The sequence below is a fragment of the Serratia odorifera genome (assembly GCF_041448735.1).
GTDB classification, from domain to species: Bacteria; Pseudomonadota; Gammaproteobacteria; order Enterobacterales; family Enterobacteriaceae; genus Serratia_F; species Serratia_F odorifera.
The window spans coordinates 560,136-579,767 of the sequence record NZ_JBGMUT010000002.1; the positions used below are offsets into that span (position 1 = coordinate 560,136).

At 56.4% G+C, this 19,632-nt stretch carries 15 protein-coding genes; 7 read left to right on the plus strand and 8 right to left on the minus strand.

Annotated features, from left to right (window positions below; genetic code table 11):
• Nucleotides 1–14: 14 nt before the first annotated feature.
• The 8 genes from tssM to ydgT form a co-directional block, all read right to left on the minus strand.
• Nucleotides 15–3,650, minus strand: a complete 3,636-nt coding sequence (gene tssM, locus ACCC84_RS08730) for a type VI secretion system membrane subunit TssM (RefSeq protein WP_371901753.1) — start codon at nucleotides 3,648–3,650, stop codon at nucleotides 15–17.
• The gene (locus ACCC84_RS08735; RefSeq protein WP_004961388.1) at nucleotides 3,650–4,870 is read right to left on the minus strand and encodes a DotU family type VI secretion system protein; all 1,221 of its coding nucleotides are present in this window, start codon (nucleotides 4,868–4,870) and stop codon (nucleotides 3,650–3,652) included. Before ACCC84_RS08735 ends, tssM begins: the two co-directional genes overlap by 1 nt.
• Before the next feature lie 3 nt (nucleotides 4,871–4,873).
• Entirely contained in the window at nucleotides 4,874–6,220 is a 1,347-nt protein-coding gene (tssK, locus tag ACCC84_RS08740) for a type VI secretion system baseplate subunit TssK (RefSeq protein ID WP_039992681.1), read from the minus strand.
• 40 nt (nucleotides 6,221–6,260) lie between these two features.
• Nucleotides 6,261–6,791: a type VI secretion system lipoprotein TssJ gene (gene tssJ / locus ACCC84_RS08745; RefSeq protein WP_004961392.1), complete on the minus strand. Its 531-nt coding sequence runs from the start codon at nucleotides 6,789–6,791 to the stop codon at nucleotides 6,261–6,263.
• A gap of 26 nt (nucleotides 6,792–6,817) precedes the next feature.
• Nucleotides 6,818–7,318, minus strand: a complete 501-nt coding sequence (tagV, locus tag ACCC84_RS08750) for a type VI secretion system accessory protein TagV (RefSeq protein ID WP_081445078.1) — start codon at nucleotides 7,316–7,318, stop codon at nucleotides 6,818–6,820.
• Between the two features lie 1,663 nt (nucleotides 7,319–8,981).
• Nucleotides 8,982–10,016 (minus strand): NADPH-dependent curcumin/dihydrocurcumin reductase, encoded by a 1,035-nt coding sequence (curA, locus tag ACCC84_RS08755; RefSeq protein WP_371901754.1) that lies wholly within the window; start codon nucleotides 10,014–10,016, stop codon nucleotides 8,982–8,984.
• A 93-nt stretch (nucleotides 10,017–10,109) separates the two neighbouring features.
• Nucleotides 10,110–10,529, minus strand: coding sequence for a universal stress protein UspC (uspC, locus tag ACCC84_RS08760; protein ID WP_004961402.1), 420 nt, complete (start codon nucleotides 10,527–10,529; stop codon nucleotides 10,110–10,112).
• Nucleotides 10,530–10,678: 149 nt separating this feature from the next.
• Nucleotides 10,679–10,894, minus strand: coding sequence for a transcription modulator YdgT (gene ydgT / locus ACCC84_RS08765; protein WP_004961406.1), 216 nt, complete (start codon nucleotides 10,892–10,894; stop codon nucleotides 10,679–10,681).
• Between the two features lie 1,346 nt (nucleotides 10,895–12,240).
• Here ydgT and flhD point away from each other — a divergent pair.
• The 7 genes from flhD to ACCC84_RS08800 all read left to right on the plus strand — a co-directional run bounded on the left by flhD (nucleotide 12,241) and on the right by ACCC84_RS08800 (nucleotide 19,531).
• The gene (gene flhD, locus ACCC84_RS08770) at nucleotides 12,241–12,591 is read left to right on the plus strand and encodes a flagellar transcriptional regulator FlhD (protein WP_039991968.1); all 351 of its coding nucleotides are present in this window, start codon (nucleotides 12,241–12,243) and stop codon (nucleotides 12,589–12,591) included.
• A 2-nt stretch (nucleotides 12,592–12,593) separates the two neighbouring features.
• The gene (gene flhC / locus ACCC84_RS08775) at nucleotides 12,594–13,175 is read left to right on the plus strand and encodes a flagellar transcriptional regulator FlhC (protein ID WP_004961410.1); all 582 of its coding nucleotides are present in this window, start codon (nucleotides 12,594–12,596) and stop codon (nucleotides 13,173–13,175) included.
• Between the two features lie 152 nt (nucleotides 13,176–13,327).
• Nucleotides 13,328–14,218 (plus strand): flagellar motor stator protein MotA, encoded by an 891-nt coding sequence (motA, locus tag ACCC84_RS08780; protein ID WP_039991969.1) that lies wholly within the window; start codon nucleotides 13,328–13,330, stop codon nucleotides 14,216–14,218.
• Nucleotides 14,215–15,207, plus strand: a complete 993-nt coding sequence (gene motB, locus ACCC84_RS08785) for a flagellar motor protein MotB (RefSeq protein ID WP_371901755.1) — start codon at nucleotides 14,215–14,217, stop codon at nucleotides 15,205–15,207. Before motA ends, motB begins: the two co-directional genes overlap by 4 nt.
• A gap of 5 nt (nucleotides 15,208–15,212) precedes the next feature.
• Entirely contained in the window at nucleotides 15,213–17,174 is a 1,962-nt protein-coding gene (gene cheA / locus ACCC84_RS08790) for a chemotaxis protein CheA (protein ID WP_371901756.1), read from the plus strand.
• Nucleotides 17,175–17,205: 31 nt separating this feature from the next.
• Nucleotides 17,206–17,706: a chemotaxis protein CheW gene (gene cheW, locus ACCC84_RS08795; RefSeq protein ID WP_004961423.1), complete on the plus strand. Its 501-nt coding sequence runs from the start codon at nucleotides 17,206–17,208 to the stop codon at nucleotides 17,704–17,706.
• Between the two features lie 169 nt (nucleotides 17,707–17,875).
• Nucleotides 17,876–19,531 carry a methyl-accepting chemotaxis protein gene (locus ACCC84_RS08800; protein WP_004961427.1) on the plus strand — a complete coding sequence of 552 codons (1,656 nt, stop codon included), beginning with the start codon at nucleotides 17,876–17,878 and terminating at the stop codon, nucleotides 19,529–19,531.
• The last annotated feature ends 101 nt before the right edge of the window (nucleotides 19,532–19,632 follow it).

Sequence of the window (19,632 nt, forward strand, 5' to 3'; positions counted from 1 at the left end):
ATGTCCTTTCGGGGCTACGGGCACGAGAATGCCGGTAGCTGGAACGGATTGCGGATACTGTTCGGCGTGAACTCCAGCGTGACGCGGTGGCCGTCGAGATTAAACGTGGCCTGACGGCCCAGGCTGCTGCTGCCGGCTGCGCTCTGCGCCATATCCACCAGGCGGTTCAGCGCCCAGGGGCCGCTGGTGACCAGGCTGGCGGTGGTGCCGTTGGCCAGCGCCAGTTGCAGGTGCACCTGATTGGTGTTGCGGGTGCCCGGCCAACTGACTACCAGTGGAACCTGCGGGCCATGGCTGTATTTGAACAATTGCCCGTCGATATCCAGCGTCATGTTCAGAATATCGTTATCCATGCGCACCGGACGTACCGTCACGCGGTATGAGGGGGTTGCCGTGCCGTTGGCAAAAAACGCATCGCGGATACGCTGTGCCTGTTGGAACGATCGCAGAATGCCTTCGCCGCCTGGCAGGGTCTTGCCGTCTACGCCCGGCGTAAAGCGCCAGTTGGCGCGCGTGGTATCCACTTTGCCTTGCAGGTTTTCGCGAAAGAAGCTGTCCATCAGTCCGCTGTTTGGCGCAAACATGCGCGCCAGATCGTCCGGTGTAACCTCTCTTTGCGCGCGCGAGGAGAGGGGATAGCGTCCGGCGATCGCCTGGCGGCAGAAGCTGCCGACTTCAAAGCTGATGCGCTTTTTGACGTTTTCCATTTCCTTGCGCTGGGTATCGCTGCTGGCACCAATCGCCAGCGATAACAGCATCTGCTTGAACGGTACCGGCAGTCGGCCGGATTCAGCCTGCAGCCGCGGGATCACGTCGCTTGGCGGCGCGGACATGCCACTGTTGGCCGCACCCTGCACCGCCGTCAGATAGCTGTACAGCTCGTCCACCTGTTTCAGCACGCTGTCGAACGGGATCGCCTTATTGCCTTCGCCCTGGCTTTGCGACAGTTCCAGCAGCGGCGCAAAGTGCGCCATTACTACCTGTTCTGGCTGGGCTGATACGTCGCCGTCGGCATTGGCGGGGCGGTTGGTGAACAGCGCCTCTAGCGTGCGGTTGGCGCTCTGGTTGAGCGACTCGCCGGCTTTGTCCGCCAGCGAACGCTGTTCGGCTGCGCTTTTTTCCTCGCGCAGCGTGACGTTTTTACTGACGTTGACCAGCAGATTGCGCATCGGCGACGGGGTGCCGGAGAGCAGACGCGCGCTACTGATGCGTTGGCCAAGGTTGCTGATATTGGCCAATTGGATATCGCCGAGCAGTTCATCCCATACGGCAATAAAATCCTGCATATACAGCTGGCGAACGGTTTTGGTCAGGTCGGCGCTTTTCTGCTCGGGGGTTTTGGTGTTCAACACCCAAACGTCCTCCTGACGCAGGGTATCGGTGACGCGATCGATATTGCTGTCGAATGCCTGCCAATACCCCTTCGGCGTAAACAGACCCGGCACGCCGTCGGTAACCGGCTTGCCGCTCTTGCGCGAAAAGGCCAGTTCGGTTTGCGGCCCGGCCAGATCCACCAGCCCGACCGGCTTGATCTCGGTCTGCTTCAACAGCAGGCGCTTGAGTCGACCGTAAACCCGTTGCGACAGCGGTGCGCGGTTAATCGCCGCCTGCGCCTGTTCGATCAGCGCGTCGTCTTTGGCATACGGCGAAGACTGAATCTGCGTATCCAGCAACTGGCTCAGATGCCATTCAATTTGCTGTAGCTGCTTTTGCGTACTGCCTTGTGGCAGGTTACGTTGCAGATTGAGCATCACCCAGGCGCGCAGGAACTTGCCGTCGTACTGCTTGGGGAGATACAGCATTTGATAAGCTTTCAACGCCTCGTAGCTGAAATCGGCATCGCCGTGATTGTCGTTGCGCAGCGTGGTGGCAATCTGCTGGGCAACCTGCGGCAGCAGCAGTTCCTTCAGCGTTTTCTGGTACAGCGCGTTGCTGGCGTCGCTGACCTGATCGCCGCGGTACAGCCCCATGCGATAGGTAAACGGCGGATCCTCCAGCGAGAAACTGCGGCTTTCCGGCAGATGCAACACGCTATTGAGAAACGGCAGCAGTGCCAGCATATCGCCGGAGTCGAGCTGGGTTAGTCCCTGTCCCTGTCGTTCCACCGACGGTACCTTGGCGGCGACCTCTTGCAGATACGCCTTGTTGTTGCCGTAGCTGGTGAACCAGAAAATGCCCAATACCAGCAAAATCAGCGCCAGCGCGATGTAACCGGCCCAGTGCAGGGCGCGGTTGCGGTATTCCCACCAGCGGTTGCTGCCGGCCAGCCCGGACTCCTGGAAGATCACCGTTTCCAGCACCTCCTTCAGGAAGAAGCTCTGGCCTTTGCCCGCCGGAATGGGGGTTTCGTTGCTGACGCCATCCCAGCTGGAACTGGCATTGTTGCCGCCGTTGGCCGCAGGCAGTTGCAGGTAGCGGTTCAGTTCGCCCATCACGCGGTCGAACGGCAGGCCCTCCTGGGTACCGCTGGTGAAATAGATTCCGCGTGGCGTAAAGCGGGTTTCAAAGCTGGAGGTGGCAAACACCGCGTCGAGGTACTGGGCCAATAGCGGGCGCAACGCCGCGAACTCCTGAGGGAACAGGTAACTTTCGGCGCGCTGGCGGGCATCGTGTTCCACCAGCAGGGTATCCGGCAACCCGGCATCCAGCCGCTGCTGCAACAGGTCATATTGCTGTTCAAAAGCATCGCCAAGTGAAAAGTCCGGCTGGCGCGATTTTTCGTACGGGAAGGTAAAGCCCCAGATCTGGTCACGCTGCGCTTTGTCGAAACCGCTGAAATAGGCCATAAAGCCGTTCAGCAGGTCGGTTTTGGTGACCATCACGTAAACCGGGAAATGGATGCCCAACTGCTCGTGCAGTTCGATCAGGCGCTTGCGCAGCGCGCTGGCCTGTGCGGCGCGTGCGTCGGCGCTTTCGCTCAGCAGGTCGGCAACGCTGACCGTCACCACCACGCCGTTGATTGGCTGACGGGTGCGGTATTTCTTCAGCAGGCCGACAAAGCTTTTCCATTCGCCAGCGTCTTCTTCACGCTGGCTTTCCTGCGTGGTGTAGCGGCCGGCGGTATCCAGCAGCACCGCGTCGTTGGTAAACCACCAGTCGCAATTGCGCGTGCCGCCGACGCCGCGCAGCGCCGACTTGCCGAAGCGATCGGCCAGCGGGAAGTGCAGCCCGGAATTGACCAGGGCGGTGGTTTTACCCGCGCCTGGCGCGCCGATAATGACGTACCACGGCAACTGGTAGAGATATTGGCGGCTAAAGCGGGTCATCCAGCGGTGTTTGTCGCCCTGGCCCGGCGCAAAGCGCGCTTTTTTCAGCAATTGGGTGGCTTCGTCAAACCGCTGCGCCAGCACCTGATCCTGCTGCGGCTCGGACTTGGCGTCGGCGGCCGGCGTTTCCTCTGCCGCCCGCAGATTGCTCAGCAGTTTACGGTTAAGCCAGGCGCTGTAGAGGCGCGGGATGATGCGGCACAGTAGCCAAATTCCATAGATGACGCCGATGGCGATCAGGCGATTCAGTTCCGGTTCCAGCGGCCGGTAATCACCGATGGCCACCAACGGACCGATGGTCCAGATGACGAAAGCCAGCGCGGTGATGCCGAAGAAGCCCCAAAGCAGGCGGCTGGTGATGATGGAGAATAACGTGCTAAGCATTACTTTCCGTTTCCTTGCTGCAATCCGTTGATTTCCGCCTGGGTATTTTCAGGCGCAACCAACAGCGTAATTTCAACCCGGCGGTTCAATGCACGGTTCTCTTTGCTATCGTTCGGTGCCACCGGGTTGCTGTCGCCACGGCCTTCCGCTTTTACCCGCTGCGGGTTATCAAGCTGTTTTTGCAGGCGTTCGCTGACCGCTTCGGCCCGCGCCAGTGACAGTTCCCAGTTGGATGGGAAGCGGGCGCTGCGGATCGGCAGGTTGTCGCTGTAGCCGGTAACCAGGATTTTACCGCTGACGCCGTTCATCGCCTTGGCGATGCGGTCGATCACCGGGATATAAGCCGGGCGAACCGTGGTCGCGGCGGAGTCGAACAGTCCGTCGCCCTTGAGGATCACCACGCTTTGCTGCGCTTCGTCCCGCACCACCACCAGCCCTTCGGCAATTTCCTTACGCAGGAAGGTTTTCAGATTCAGCATCGCCGGCGCGGCCGGCGCCGGATTGCCGATCGTCACCTGCGGCAGATTGGTCTGATAAATCGATGCCAGCACCGGGGCGGTGCCATCACCCAGCCGCCAGTTGAGGATAATGAACAACAGCGAAGCCAGAAAACCGGTCAATGCGGCGCAGGCCCACAGCGGCACCAACGGTCGCCACCGTTTTTGCTGTACCGGCAGATCCACCGCGTTGGGCGACAGCGGCGGGGCATAGCCGCCGCGTACCGAGCGGATCAGTTGCAGCAGGCGCTGCTTCATGGTTTCCAACTGCGAACGGCCGTTTTCCATTACCCGGTAGCGGCCTTCAAAGCCGAGCAGCAGGCAATAATTGACCAGCTCCAGCAGGTTGATATGCTCACGCGGGCTTTGCGACAGTTTGGCCAGCAGTTGGAAGAATTTCTCGCCGCCCCAGGTTTCGTTATGGAATGTCACCAGTAGTCCGCTGCCGGACCAGACGCTGTTGCTGCCCCAAGGCGTCAGAGCTGCCGCCTCATCCAGCGCGGTGCACAGGCAGTAACGCGCGCCAATGATTACTTCATACGGCAGATTGGCGCGTTGCCCGCGCACTTCGAAACGGCGCACCTCGTCGATCAACTGCTGGCGCAGCTGGGCCGGATTGGCGTGGGTGGCCGACTGGCGGATCTGCGAAATCGCGTTGAGCAGCGGGTTGGCGGCGGCCACCAACGGGTTGTCCCACTGCGCGGCCTGGATGTTGTCTGTCATAAGTTACCGATCCGTATGGCTGCGAATGGCCCAGAATTCCATATCCAGACCGGGGAACTCCCCGGCCAGGTGCAGAGCAAAGGCGCTGGATTTCTCCATCTGCTTCCACAGCTCGCCGCCTTTCTCCAGTTCGAAATAGGTATAACCGGCGTGATAGGGGATTTGGCGCGGCGCGGACGGCATGGTGCGCAGACCAATGCCCGGCAGTTGCAGTTGCACCAGATCGCGGATGCGCGTCACCGGCGCGATTTTCATCTGCGCCGGGAAGTGGGTCAGCAGCACTTCTGCGGCCACATCGGCACGCACTGCCAGCACAAAGCCGAAGTCGCGCATCATTTTTGCGTCCTGCACCGTGGCGACGTTCAGCCCGTGCGAGCGCTCCACCAGCGTCAATTGAATGGCGTTGTCCTCCAGTACCACCGACAGACCCTGACGCAGCAACAGCAGTAACTTGCCGAAGCACAGCGCCAGATTGTCGTGGTCGTACACCGGCAGACGCGACTCCGGCGTGCGCTGCGCAGAAAAACTGGCCAGCTCGGTGGCGAACTGCAGCCATTCGGCGAACAGGCGTTCAGGATGCAGGTGATCCAGGTGCCAGGCGTGGCTCACCTGGCCAAGATGGCGGTTGATCAGCTGCAACAGCATAAAATCGACCATTTCCGAACTGCCGCCGCGGCCCGGCTGTAACAGTCGCTGACTCATCTGCTGGCTACGCTGCTGTAACAGCCCCTGCACGTCATTGATAAAGGTTTTCAGTACCGGACTGCCCTGGCAGTTCAACATTGGCGGGATCAGCTCAGACGCCAGACGCAGACTGTTGTCGCCACGTTTTTCCACCACGTTGCCGATCGTCATGGCGGTCCATTCGGCATTGAGTTCGCTTTCCAGCATCAGCCGCAGACGTAATTTGCCAAACTGCAATGCTGCGCTGCCGACCGATACCGCGTTCAGATCGTCGACGTCGGTTTCATACGCCAGATAACGCGCCAGCGCGTCCGATTTTTCCTGGAAGATGACGTCCTCGCGCCCGGCGCGGTAGGTTGGCAAGGCCAGCACCACGTTTTCGCCGGTGTTGTTTTCGGCAATCGCCAGCGGTGCTGGCGCCTGGTCGGCGCCGTTGAAGCGGAACGGGGTGCCGTCCGGCATGATGCCGCTGGCGGCGGTCAGCGCGATCTTGCCCTGACGCAGCAATGACTGATCCAGTTCCAGCGTCAGAAAACCCCAGAAACAGCCGTTAAGCGCCTGTCCCCAGTTACGCATGTAACTTTCAAGGTAATTTTCCGCCTGCTGGAAATGATGGGGACGCAAAAACATTCCCTCGGTCCAGACCACTTTATGAGCATTTTTCATCATCACACCTAATGGAGCTTCGCCTCAGCAAAGCGAATTGTCAGTCTTCGTCGTTGACGGTGCGCAGGCCGTTGATTCCGGCGACGATGTGCGCTTCCAGCTCATCCGGCGAGAATTGCCATACTTTGTAGAAATTGGTTTCGGTCGGCTCCGGCAGCGGCAGGGTAATGCGCCACGCCTTGCCATCCAGACTTTGATATTCGGCGATGATGCCGATGTAACGTGCGTCCAGCGTTGCCTGGCCCGCGAGCTTTTTGCCGATCTGGCCCGGCGTCAGGAAGAACTGATCGCTGTCCAGCAGGCTGTTGCCGAGCACGCCTTTGGCATCGTTTTGCAGGCTGAAGAAGTCGGCATCCATAAATTCTGCGCTGGAGCGTAGCAGCAGCACCCGTACCTTGATCGGCGCCGGGCGCTGCCCTGCGGCGGTATTGACCTGCCGATCCGCATCAAATGCCAGGTTGTAGCGTGAAGGCACGCTTTTGGCGGATGACATGCAACCGCCAAGTGCCAGGGTACACAGCATCAACAGCGCCAGGCCCCAGCGGTGTGGGGCGTTGAGTGGTTTCATCATTCGGGTTCTCTAGGCTCGGCGGCGGGTTACTGGATAATCCAGGTGGCCGAGTTGGCATCCTTGCAGGCCTTGCTATCGCCGCCGACCTTGACGCAATCCTGTTTGGCGGCGCGAGCGCGGCGCGGCAAATCCTTACGCAACGTAGATTTGTACTTTTTCTCGGGCACGCCGGCATTGCGCTGGATGTAGCCGATCAGATTGCCGCCGCGGATGGCGGAAATGGCCAGCCAGTCACCTTCCACCGCGCCCAGCACATAAAACGGCGCTGCGTTATCGAGCTGGCTGACGATTTCACCGTTATAACCCGGTTGGCTCATGACGCTGGCACCGTACAGGCTGCGGTATTCCTCATTGATTGGCGTGAACTGTTTTGGCGCGCTGACGGCTACACGGTGTTGCAGCTGCACGCCGTTGACTTCGCTGGTGACCAGAGTGTCATTGTTGATCACCGGTGGTGGTGGCGGTGGGGTGGAACAGCCGGCCAATACCAGGGCGGAAAGCAGTGTCATCGTAATCCGGGTTTTCACAATGTCCTTATCCTCTATCTGTTTTGTTTTTGACAAAAATCGCTGTGTGTCGAGGGCTTGCCGCTGACGCTTGTAGGCACATCAGTGCGGCGCACCTGGCGGACGAAAGCGCAGTGGTTGTTTATCTGGCTGGCGATCGGCGTTGCCGTGAGTCAATGCCTTTGGACTGGTGTCGTTGGCGCGTAAACAGCCGCCGGTAGGACACCAGTGCAAAGACATCAGGGCTGGGCAAACCGCAGGTGCTGGCAGCGCACGCCGCCAACGGCGGTCGCCAACGACATTTGCTGGCATATTGCGGTGGGTTTTCGTCGTGTGGGGGGGATTGGCGTGTTGACGCTGGGGTAACGGGTGATGCTGGACGACGCGTTCCGTGCATAGAGTGGCAAAGGTGGGGGTATGTATGCCATCGGCGGCGTAATGACACTGCGCGAGCGCGGAGTGCAGGCGCGGGGCAACCTCCGTAGTGGTCGGAGCCAAAACAGAGAATCTCAGAGGGTAAGGTCCTTGCCGACCGGCAGGACGTGGGCGCACGTTCAGGCGCAACGGTTTTACGACTTTCATTGTGTGTGTAAGGCTTCCTGTGGATACCCGCGAACAGACACGCTGTACCGCTCAAAAACAATCCCGTTTTTCGCTTTAATAGATATCAGGCTACGTCACAGCAGATGAATACGACCGGCGGCGAGGCTGCCGGTAAAGGGCGGTGAGGGCACCTTCCCGAAATGAAACCAAAACGGCGAAAAATTGCAAAAAACCACTACCGAATAGTGGGGAACCGCATTATCACGCCTGCGGCCTCCCGCCGAACCCGGGATCAATCCGCTCAGCAGTGACGCTGGTGGGGATGCGTTGTTGTCTCAGCAAAGTTGTGTGTCAGTGTCATTACGCCAGCTTAACTGTTTGGTGACGATTACCGGTAGGCTGTCGTGATATTCCGTGACATCAGAGGCAATGGCTGTCGCGCTATGATCACACCCTCCGCAGGCAACAATGTTAAGGCATTTCATACTATCTCTTGGTTTTAGCCATGGCTACCGCACGAGATTGACGCACGATCCCGAGGGCGTATCTGACATAAAAACAGACAGTGGCTGACTAAATATTTAACAAAGTTTACACATGTAGAGGTTTGGCAGCAGTCTACAATAGCCGTCCGCAATTGCAAAACCTGCGTCACTTTTTCGTTATGTTATGGCTAAGGTAAGTAATTTTATTTTTTTAAGCAATATAAACAGTGAGTTAAATATCCACTTAATAACTACGTGTATGGTAAATGAAAATGGTAATACCAATTCATATGAATGATGAACATCGGCTAAGCTACTTAAATAAAAACTATTTTTTAACGAAAATTAAGTGGCTGGCTTTTTTTTGTCCTTACCATTCATTGTGTGAATGAAAACATATAGATGAATTATATGAATATGAATTAGGAGGATTCTTATTGGAGTGCTGATTTTTTGTGACACTGACCGGACGGGGATGGCGGAAATTGCGTACGCCGCATGCCGGCTCGAAGCTGAATGTAACGATCATTATTGTTAATGGATTTGAGGCGAAATCCGAGCGGTATCTTTTATCAACCGGGGCCGGGGCACGCAAAGCGGCGAGAGGCAGGGACAGGACGCAGCAGGCTGCGCCCTGTGAGGGTAAGGAGGGGCGATTACTCTTGCGCTACGCGGATCACCAACTTGCCGAAGTTTTTACCTTTTAATAAGCCAATAAAGGCTTGCGGCGCATTTTCCAGCCCGTCGACGATATCTTCACGGAATTTGATTTTGCCCTGTTCGACCCAGGGAGCCATCTGTTGCAGGAATTCACCATAGCGCGGGGCGTAGTCGTCGAAGATGATAAAACCCTGCATGCGGATCCGTTTACGCAGGATCAGCGCTTGCAGCATGGGGAGCCGGTCCGGTCCATCCGGCAGGCCGGTAGCGTTGTACTGCGCGATAATCCCGCAGACCGGAATGCGCGCCTTGGCGTTCAGTAGCGGCATCACGGCGTCAAAAACCGCGCCGCCGACGTTTTCGTAATAAACGTCAATGCCCTGGTGGCAAGCTTTCGCCAACCGATCGGCGAAGTCGTCGGCACGGTGGTCGATACAGTCATCAAATCCTAATTCTTCACGTACGTAGCGGCACTTTTCTGCTCCGCCGGCAATGCCAACCACGCGGCAGCCTTTCAGCTTCGCCACCTGACCGACAACCGAGCCTACCGCGCCGCTGGCTGCGGCAACGACCACGGTTTCCCCCGTTTGAGGCTGACCGATATCCAGCAGCCCCATATAGGCGGTAAAACCCGGCATGCCCAATACGCCCAGCATGCGCGAAGGGTGGGATAACCGAGCGCCAAGGTTGCGCACGTCCTTGCCGTCGGTCAGGGCATAATCTTGCCAACCGGTGGCGCCCAGTACCCAGTCGCCGACGGCAAAGTCGGCATGTTTGGAACTCACCACGCGCGACACTGCGCCGGCTACCATCACTTCGCCAACCTCGACAGGCGATGCATAGGATGGGGCGTCGCTCATGCGGCCGCGCATATAGGGATCGAGCGACAGGTATACCGTGCGCAGCAAAACCTGTCCCTCTGCCGGTTGCGGTATCTCTACCGTTTCCAGCCGCAGGTTGTCGGGGGTGGGTTCGCCGTGGGGACGAGAAGCCAAAACGATACGGCGGTTATGCTGGGAGTGTTGAGACATCTGATGCTCCTGGACTGAGGATGTGTAACTCTCAGTCTAGTCAATACCGCCGTTCAATAGGGCGCGTAAGATGCTCAAACGTCATGGCGTCGGTTACAGCGGAACGATCAGGACGTCTATCTGGCTGGTATCGACAAAGCGCGCCGCAGAACAGGCGATTTTGTTCATTATGCTGTCGCTGTGGTTACCGCAAATCACCAGGTCAAAAGGGTGCCGTTGGCTGGCGTACTGCAGGCTATCGCCGAGCTCGCCTTGTAAAATCAAGGTGTCGGCAATCGGGTAATCGGCTTGATTGCGCAGCGTTTCCATAAACAGCTGCGTTTCCTCTTCCATCAGGCTGCGCAAATCGCCCAGCATCGGACCGGCAAAACTGTTGTAGATTTCCGGGTTGGCGATCATGCTCAGCAGCGTGATTTTTCCGTGGTAGGGGCGAACGATAGCAACGGCTTTTTCCACCAAACGATGACTGTCGGCGGCAACGGCGACCGCGACCAGGACGTTGTGATAGGTCATGTATCACCTCCATTCCGTTTATCCTGTCAAAAGGGTAGAACGTGGCGGTACGAATAAATGTGTGTTGCATCACGCGCGGCAATAATTTCCCGCAACAAGGCAGATATAGCCAGTAAGGTTAACGTTATTTTCGCGCGTAATCGTCTCTATTAGAGCACTTGTGCCCACAGCGTTTTTGGCACTTTCCCCAAATCGAACAATTTGCCAGCAACCAATTCAGCGCGACGGTGGTCGGCAGCGCGGTACATGTTGCTCATTTCCAGATCGTTATTAATAGAATAGTTAAGTTTATCATAGACTTTTTCCAGGCTGTCCAGCGTCGAGCACTTGCGGAAGGTCATGAGATAATCAGCGGTATTGGTCATGAGTGAAATATAGCCTATTAAGGGAAGGACCAAATAAAAACATCACCTCTGGCGCAGCCGTCGCGCTGTTCGCCAGGTGATGACGACGTAAGAACGGTATTTAAAAAAGTGCCGCGCTGGACTGAAAATAGGCTCTGCCCCTGCGACTAACCTGAAAATAATAATCTGCAAGTGCGTTATCAGCAATGCTACTCCCGCCGTCTGCCACCAAATTCGGGAAAGTCCGATGTCGAAAGCGAGCCGCTCATCGCGGCAATGTTACTCGGTGCAATAGCGACGTTGAGGCAGTTGATGCGGAGATTATCACCGATGGTGCTGACATTAGGTGAATGTTACGCCGTTCGCTGTCACCGCCGGTCGTTGGCGATTAACCGCAATTAGCCAGGGTGAGAGCGGGCTGATTTACGCCAAAGTATAAGCAAAGCGAAACTGTGTTTTATTTGACGAACAAATGAGCAACGGTATCGGAATTTTACCCATAAATATTCTCACTGCCGCCGGTAAACAAAAAGTGCTGACAAAAATTAAAGTTCTAAATAAATTTGCCGATAATCCGTTTTAGCCGACTTTTTATCCGCAAATAACCAACTTGCGTTTTTTTGCGCTGACACAACTCGTTACCTCTGTTTTCTTGTTGGTGACCTAATCGCTACCTGGTTAACCGGATAACGCCCTGCGATGAAATTTAAAACACAGCTTCCAGCCATTTCTGCCGTTGTCCGAATATTTCAAATGCTTATAGTTTCTGTGTGTTATTTTTCTTAATTGCGATATTATTGTTAGCTAACTGGTTATTTATCCTGTCATTGTGCGATATTCGCAGATTTTTGTTCTGTGATTTTGGTTTGGTAATGCTTTTGTTCGAATTGATCTAAAAACGATAATTTTTGGGCTTATAAACGTTGTTTTTAAGACGTTTTTTTACCTGTGGCCAATTTTTAGACGTAATTCAGCTTAAAAATCACGCAATATTGCCGATATTTGGCTTAAATATTTTTTATTTTTGTGATCAGTGTCACATTGTATTTAAAATTGCCTGCTAGTTACATTGTATGTGCTAATGGTTCGGGGGTAGAGTTGCGCTGCTTTAGGAATAATCTTATTAATTTTGTAAAAATAGTTTCATGGTGAATAAACACTATCGAAGCACAATGCTGTACATCCGTACACGTTGCTTATGTACGTATCAATTACTGAATGACGGTCCGAATAAGTTAAAACGGCAAAGAGTTTCTTGGCCGGCAATCAGGGATTCATTTGCCAACTTTGGGAACACTCCCAGGTCACGGGCGATAAATTTATCACCCAGCGTATGTTTTTAAACATAGTCTGTCGGGATGGGGAATATGGGTACGTCTGAATTACTTAAGCATATTTATGACATCAACCTGTCATATTTACTTTTAGCACAGCGTTTGATTAATGACGAAAAAGCATCGGCAATGTTCCGCCTGGGGATCGACGAGACCATGGCGGATGCTCTGTCGCAGCTGACCTTACCGCAAATGGTCAAACTGGCGGAAACCAATCAACTGGTTTGCCACTTCCGTTTCAACGATCACAATACCATCGCGCACCTCACCAAAGAGTCGCGCGTGGACGACCTGCAACAAATCCACACCGGGATTTTGTTATCAAGCCATTTACTGCAAGAGCTGTCCGGCAAAGACGCAAGCGCGACGAAGAAAAGAGCCTGATAATGGTAGAGAAAAGTATTGTTCAGGAAGCCAAAGACATACAGCTTGCCATGGAGCTGATCACCCTGGGTGCGCGTTTGCAAATGCTGGAAAGCGAAACGCAGCTCAGTCGCGGGCGTTTGATCAAACTTTACAAGGAGTTGCGTGGCAGTCCGCCACCAAAAGGCATGCTGCCGTTTTCCACCGACTGGTTTATGACGTGGGAACAAAACATTCATTCCTCCATGTTTTACAACGCCTATCTGTTTTTGCTGAAAAGCGGCCAGTGCACCGGCGTCGAGGCGGTGATCAAGGCGTATCGGCTGTATCTGGAACAGTGCCCGGAACAGCCGGGCGAAGCGCCGCTGCTGGCGCTGACCCGTGCCTGGACGCTGGTTCGCTTTGTCGATAGCGGCATGCTGCAACTGTCTGCCTGCAGTTGCTGCGGCGGTACGTTTATCACCCATGCGCATCAACCGCTGAACAGTTTTGTCTGCAGTTTGTGCCAGCCCCCATCCCGCGCAGTAAAAAGACGTAAACTTTTGCCGCAACCGGCCGATAGTACTCCACAACAGCTGGACGAACAGGTTAAACGCGCGATCTAGGCCAGGCGCAGTCCTGGCTGACAGCAACAACAACGCTCTTCAATCGTAGGGATCGGCCAACCGATCCACCGAGGCGCAGCCTGCTGCGCCGTTACGCTTGCGTCGTGCGTTTACCCCACCTTCCATCCACATTGTCAATTTAAGGAATGCGTGTGTTAGTTATTTTGGGTTATCTGGTGGTATTGGGTGCGGTATTTGGCGGCTATATGATCGTCGGCGGCCACCTTGGGGCGCTTTATCAGCCGGCTGAATTTCTGATTATCGGCGGTGCCGGCGTTGGGGCGTTCATCGTCGGCAATAACGGCAAAGCCATCAAGTCCACGCTGCGTGCCTTGCCAAAACTGATGCGTCGCTCCAAATACAGCAAAGAATTGTATATGGATCTGATGGCCTTGCTGTTCCGTTTGCTGGCCAAATCGCGTCAGCAGGGCATGCTGTCGTTGGAGTTCGATATCGATAACCCGCAGGAAAGTGAAATTTTTTCTAATTATCCGCGCATTCTTGCCGATAACCATCTGGTGGAATTTATTACCGACTACTTACGGCTGATGGTGAGCGGCAACATGAACGCATTCGAAATCGAAGCGCTGATGGATGAAGAGATCGAAACTTTCGAACAGGAAAGTGAGGTGCCGGCAGGCAGTCTGGCGATGGTCGGCGATTCATTGCCGGCGTTTGGCATTGTGGCGGCGGTGATGGGCGTGGTGCATGCGCTGGCTTCCGCCGACCGACCGGCGGCGGAACTGGGCGCGCTGATCGCCAATGCGATGGTGGGCACGTTCCTGGGGATTCTGCTGGCCTACGGGTTTATTTCGCCGTTGGCGACGCTGCTGCGGCAAAAGAGCGCGGAAAACGTCAAGATGATGCAGTGCATCAAGGTTACTCTGCTGTCCAGCCTGAACGGTTATGCGCCGCAAATCGCCGTCGAATTTGGCCGTAAAACGCTTTATACCACCGAGCGGCCTTCCTTTGTCGAACTGGAAGAGCATGTTCGCCGGGTGAAAGCGCCGGCGCAAACGGCCGTGGAAGAAGAGCAGGCATGAAGCAGAATCACCCGGTCATTTTGGTGCGTAAACGCAAGGCGCATCAGGTGGCTCATCACGGCGGATCGTGGAAAATCGCCTATGCCGATTTTATGACGGCGATGATGGCCTTTTTTCTGGTGATGTGGTTGCTGGCGATAGCCAGCCCGCAGGAGTTGACGCAGATCGCCGAATATTTTCGCACCCCGCTCAAGGTTGCATTGACCACCGGCAATAAAAGCAGCTCTGAAAGTAGCCCGATCCCCGGCGGCGGCGACGACCCGACGCAGTTGGAGGGGTTGGTGAGAAAACAGCTCGACTCGCCGGAAAAACAGGCCGAAGAACTGCGTCTCAACAAGCTGCGCGAACGTCTCGATGAGCTGATTGAATCGGATCCGCGTCTCAAGGCGCTGCGCCCGCATTTACTGATCAACATGATGGATGAAGGGCTGCGCATTCAGATTATAGATAGCCAGAATCGGCCAATGTTTACCACCGGCAGTGCGCAGGTGGAAAGTTACATGCGTGACATTCTGCGGGCGATAGCGCCGATCCTCAACGACTTGCCGAACAAAATCAGCCTGTCCGGTCATACCGACGATCTGCCCTATGCCACCGGCGAACGCTATTACAGCAACTGGGAACTGTCGGCGGACCGCGCCAATGCGTCACGGCGTGAGCTGATTGCCGGCGGGCTGTCGGAGGGCAAGGTGCTGCGCGTGGTAGGCATGGCTGCGACCATGAGTTTGAAACAGCACGGCGCGGATGACGCGATTAATCGTCGCATTACCATCCTGGTTTTGAACAAGCAAACCCAGCAGGGCATTGAACATGAAAATGCGGAAAGCAACGCCACCGACATTGGCGCCCCGGAAGCGCTGAAACAGCTGAAACCGGCTGTCATCGCGCCGGCCAGCGTCGTCCCGGCCGCAACGGTTGCGCCAACCGCCGCCATTCCTGCCGCGCCGGCAGCGATGCCTTCGACTAACAGCGACTCACCGCAGAGGTAACCCCCGTGAGCATGGATATTAGCGCGTTTTATCAGACTTTTTTTGATGAGGCAGACGAGCTGCTGGCCGATATGGAGCAACATCTGCTGGAGCTGGATCCGCTTGCGCCGGACATCGAACCGTTGAACGCCATTTTCCGCGCTGCGCATTCGATCAAGGGCGGGGCGGCGACCTTCGGCTTTGCGGTATTGCAGGAAACCACGCATCTGCTGGAGAACCTGCTGGACAGCGCGCGGCGTCAGGAAATGGACCTGAGCACCGACATTATCAACCTGTTTCTGGAAACCAAAGACATTATGCAGGAGCAACTGGACGCCTATAAAACGTCGCAACAACCTGACACCGACAGCTTTGAATACATTTGCCAGGCGCTGCGGCAGCTGGCGTTAGACGCGCAGCAACAGGCGCCCACCACGGCATCGGTTGGCGAAGCGCTGGCGGCAGCGGCGCCTGCGGCCGTTGAGGGCGGCCTGCGCATCGTCTTGAGCGGCCTGAAGCCAAACGAAATACCGCTAATGCTGGAAGAGCTTGGCAATCTGGGGGAGGTGAAACACTCGCAGCCGGGTGAGAACAGCCTGGCGGTCACGCTGTTGACTTCCGCCAGCGCAGATGACATCAGCGCCGTGCTGTGCTTCGTGCTGGAACCGGAGCAGATTGCCTTTAACCCGGCAGCTACCGAGCGACCACCGGCGCCGAATGCCGCGCCAGAACCGGCGCCGCTGATAAAACCGAGCGCCCCGGCCGTCGTCGAAGCGCCAAAAGCGCGGGCCAAAGCCAGTGAGTCCACCAGTATCCGCGTGGCGGTCGAAAAGGTCGATCAACTGATCAACCTGGTCGGTGAGCTGGTGATCACCCAGTCAATGCTGGCGCAACGCTCCGACACTCTGGATCCGGTTGCCCATGGCGATCTGCTAAACAGCATGAGCCAGTTGGAACGCAATGCGCGTGACTTGCAGGAGTCGGTGATGTCGATCCGCATGATGCCGATGGAATATGTGTTCAGCCGTTTCCCGCGCCTGGTGCGCGATCTGGCCGGCAAGCTGGATAAACAGGTGGAACTGACCCTGCAGGGCAGCTCTACCGAACTGGATAAAAGCCTGATCGAGCGGATTATCGATCCGTTGACTCACCTGGTGCGTAACAGTCTGGACCATGGCATTGAGGATCCGGCAACGCGCGAGGCGGCGGGCAAGTCGGCGGTCGGTAATCTGGTGCTGTCGGCGGAACATCAGGGCGGCAACATCTGTATCGAAGTGACCGATGACGGTGCCGGCCTCAATCGGCAGAAGATTCTGGCCAAGGCCGCATCACAGGGGCTGCTGGTCAACGACAACATGAGCGACGAAGAGGTCGGCATGCTGATCTTCGCGCCCGGTTTTTCTACTGCCGAACAGGTTACCGACGTCTCAGGTCGCGGCGTCGGTATGGACGTGGTGAAGCGAAACATTCAGGAAATGGGTGGCCACGTTGAAATTCATTCACAAGCGGGCAAGGGCACGGCGATCCGCATTCTGTTGCCGCTGACGCTGGCGATCCTTGACGGCATGTCGGTCAAGGTGAACGACGAAGTGTTTATTTTGCCGCTGAACGCGGTGATGGAATCGTTGCAGCCGCAGGCCGAGGATCTGCACCCGATGGCCGGCGGCGAGCGGGTATTGCAGGTGCGCGGCGAGTACCTGCCGCTGGTGGAACTGTATCGGGTGTTTGACGTGGCCGGGGCGAAAACCGAAGCCACTCAGGGCATCGTGGTGATCTTGCAAAGCGCGGGACGCCGTTATGCGCTATTGGTGGATCAGTTGATCGGCCAGCATCAGGTGGTGGTGAAAAACCTGGAAAGCAATTACCGCAAAGTGCCGGGCATTTCCGCCGCCACCATTTTAGGCGACGGCAGCGTGGCGCTGATTGTCGACGTATCGGCGCTGCAGACCCTTAACCGCGAAAAGCTGTTGGCGGACACCGCTGCTTAACGATTGATTGACTGAATTAGAGGCATACAACATGGCAGGATTGGCAACCGTCAGCAAACTGGCTGGCGAAACGGTAGGACAGGAATTTCTGATCTTTACGCTCGGCAATGAAGAATATGGCATCGATATTCTCAAAGTGCAGGAAATCCGTGGTTACGATCAGGTGACGCGCATCGCCAACACACCGGCGTTTATCAAGGGCGTAACCAATCTGCGCGGCGTGATCGTGCCGATTATCGATCTGCGGGTAAAGTTCGCGCAGCAGGGCGTCAGCTACGACGAAAACACCGTGGTCATCGTGCTCAACTTTGGTCAGCGGGTGGTGGGCATTGTAGTGGATGGCGTGTCTGACGTGCTGTCGCTGACCGCAGACCAGATTCGCCCGGCACCGGAATTCGCCGTTACGCTGGCGACCGAATATCTCACCGGCCTGGGGTCGTTGGGTGAACGCATGCTGATCCTGGTCGACATCGAAAAACTGCTCAGCAGCGAAGAGATGTCTCTGGTGGACAGCGTGGCGAAAAACCTCTGACTCTCCCTCACGGGCGCAGTGCTGTGCGCCCGTCATTTCCGGCCCGCTGCCGCCAAAATAGTTGCCGCCAACCATAAAGTTCTCTTCCGTTGCGCCGATAACGTTGACAGTCAACGAACTCAGAGCCTGTCCGTGCGGGCTTACAAGAAGGGAAAACATGTTTAATCGTATGAAGGTGGTCACCAGCCTGCTGCTGGTGTTGGTGTTATTTGGCGCCTTGCAACTGATTTCAGGCGGGCTCTTTTTTTCCTCGCTCAAGAGTGACAAGGAAAACTTTACCGTGCTGCAGACCATTCGTCAGCAGCAGTCGGAGCTGAATGGTAGCTGGGTTTCGCTGCTGCAGACCCGTAATACCCTGAACCGCGCGGGTATTCGCTACATGATGGATGCCAACAAGATCGGCAGCGGCTCGACGGTAACAGAACTGCTGACCTTCGCCAAAGGTGCTCTGGCGGTGGCGGAGCAGCGCTACGCCGCGTATGAAAAAATCCCGCGCGACGCGCGACAGGATGCGCAATCCGCCGAGCAGCTCAAACAGCAGTACGCGATCCTGCACGGCGCGTTGGCGGAACTGATCCAACTGTTGGAGCAGGGCAAAATCAACGCCTTCTTTGACCAGCCGACGCAGCGCTATCAGGACGGTTTCGAGCAGGTCTATAAAACCTACCTCACGCAGAACGACACGCTGTATCAAAGCGCGGTAGAAGACAGCAACCGTTCCTTTACCTCGGCCAGTTGGACCCTGGCGGTGGTGTTGCTGGTGGTACTGGCGGCGATCGTTCTGGTGTGGAGCGGCATCCATCACATTCTGGTGCGTCCGCTGAACCGCATTATCGAGCACATCAGGTTTATTGCCGCCGGTGATTTGACGCACAGCATCGACGTCACCAGCCGTAATGAAATGGGCGTGCTGGCCGCCAGTCTGAAACACATGCAGAGCGAATTGGCGGACACCGTCAGCGGCGTGCGTCAGGGGGCAGATGCCATCTATAGCGGCGCGTCGGAAATTGCCGCCGGTAACAACGATCTGTCGTCACGCACCGAACAGCAGGCTGCGTCGCTGGAAGAAACCGCCGCCAGCATGGAACAGCTGACCGCCACGGTAAAACAGAACGCCGAAAATGCCCGTCAGGCCAGCCAACTGGCGCTGAGCGCGTCGGAAACCGCGCAGAAAGGTGGCAAGGTGGTGGCAAACGTGGTGCAAACCATGCATGACATTGCCGGAAGTTCGCAGAAAATCGCCGACATTACCGGTGTAATTGACGGTATTGCCTTCCAAACCAATATTCTGGCGCTCAACGCGGCGGTAGAAGCGGCGCGCGCCGGTGAACAGGGTCGCGGCTTCGCGGTGGTGGCCGGTGAAGTGCGTAACCTGGCGCAGCGCAGCGCGCAGGCGGCGAAAGAAATCAAAGGCCTGATCGAAGACTCCGTCAGCCGCGTTGACATGGGGTCGGTTCTGGTGGAAAGCGCCGGTGAAACCATGGGTGACATTGTCAATGCGGTAACGCGTGTCACCGATATCATGGGGGAAATCGCCTCGGCGTCCGATGAACAGAGCCGTGGCATCGATCAGGTCGGTCAGGCGGTGGCCGAAATGGACCGCGTAACCCAGCAGAACGCCTCGCTGGTTGAGGAATCCGCCTCCGCCGCTGCGGCACTGGAAGAACAGGCCAGCCTGTTGACGCAGTCGGTGGCGGTGTTCCGTCTACAGCCAACCGGACAGGAGGAGTTCAAAACCCCTGTCGCCGGCAAAATCGTTCCCCCAGGCACTAACCATAAGAAAGCAAACGCCAGCGATCTGCAAGATAACTGGGAAACGTTCTAAAACCGGTATTGGGTGACCCTGTCTGCGCTTCGTTGATCAAACGAAGGACGTGGAGCCGGGGTCGCCCCTTTTTCCGTGCTGGCTGCGGCCGGCTGCAAGGA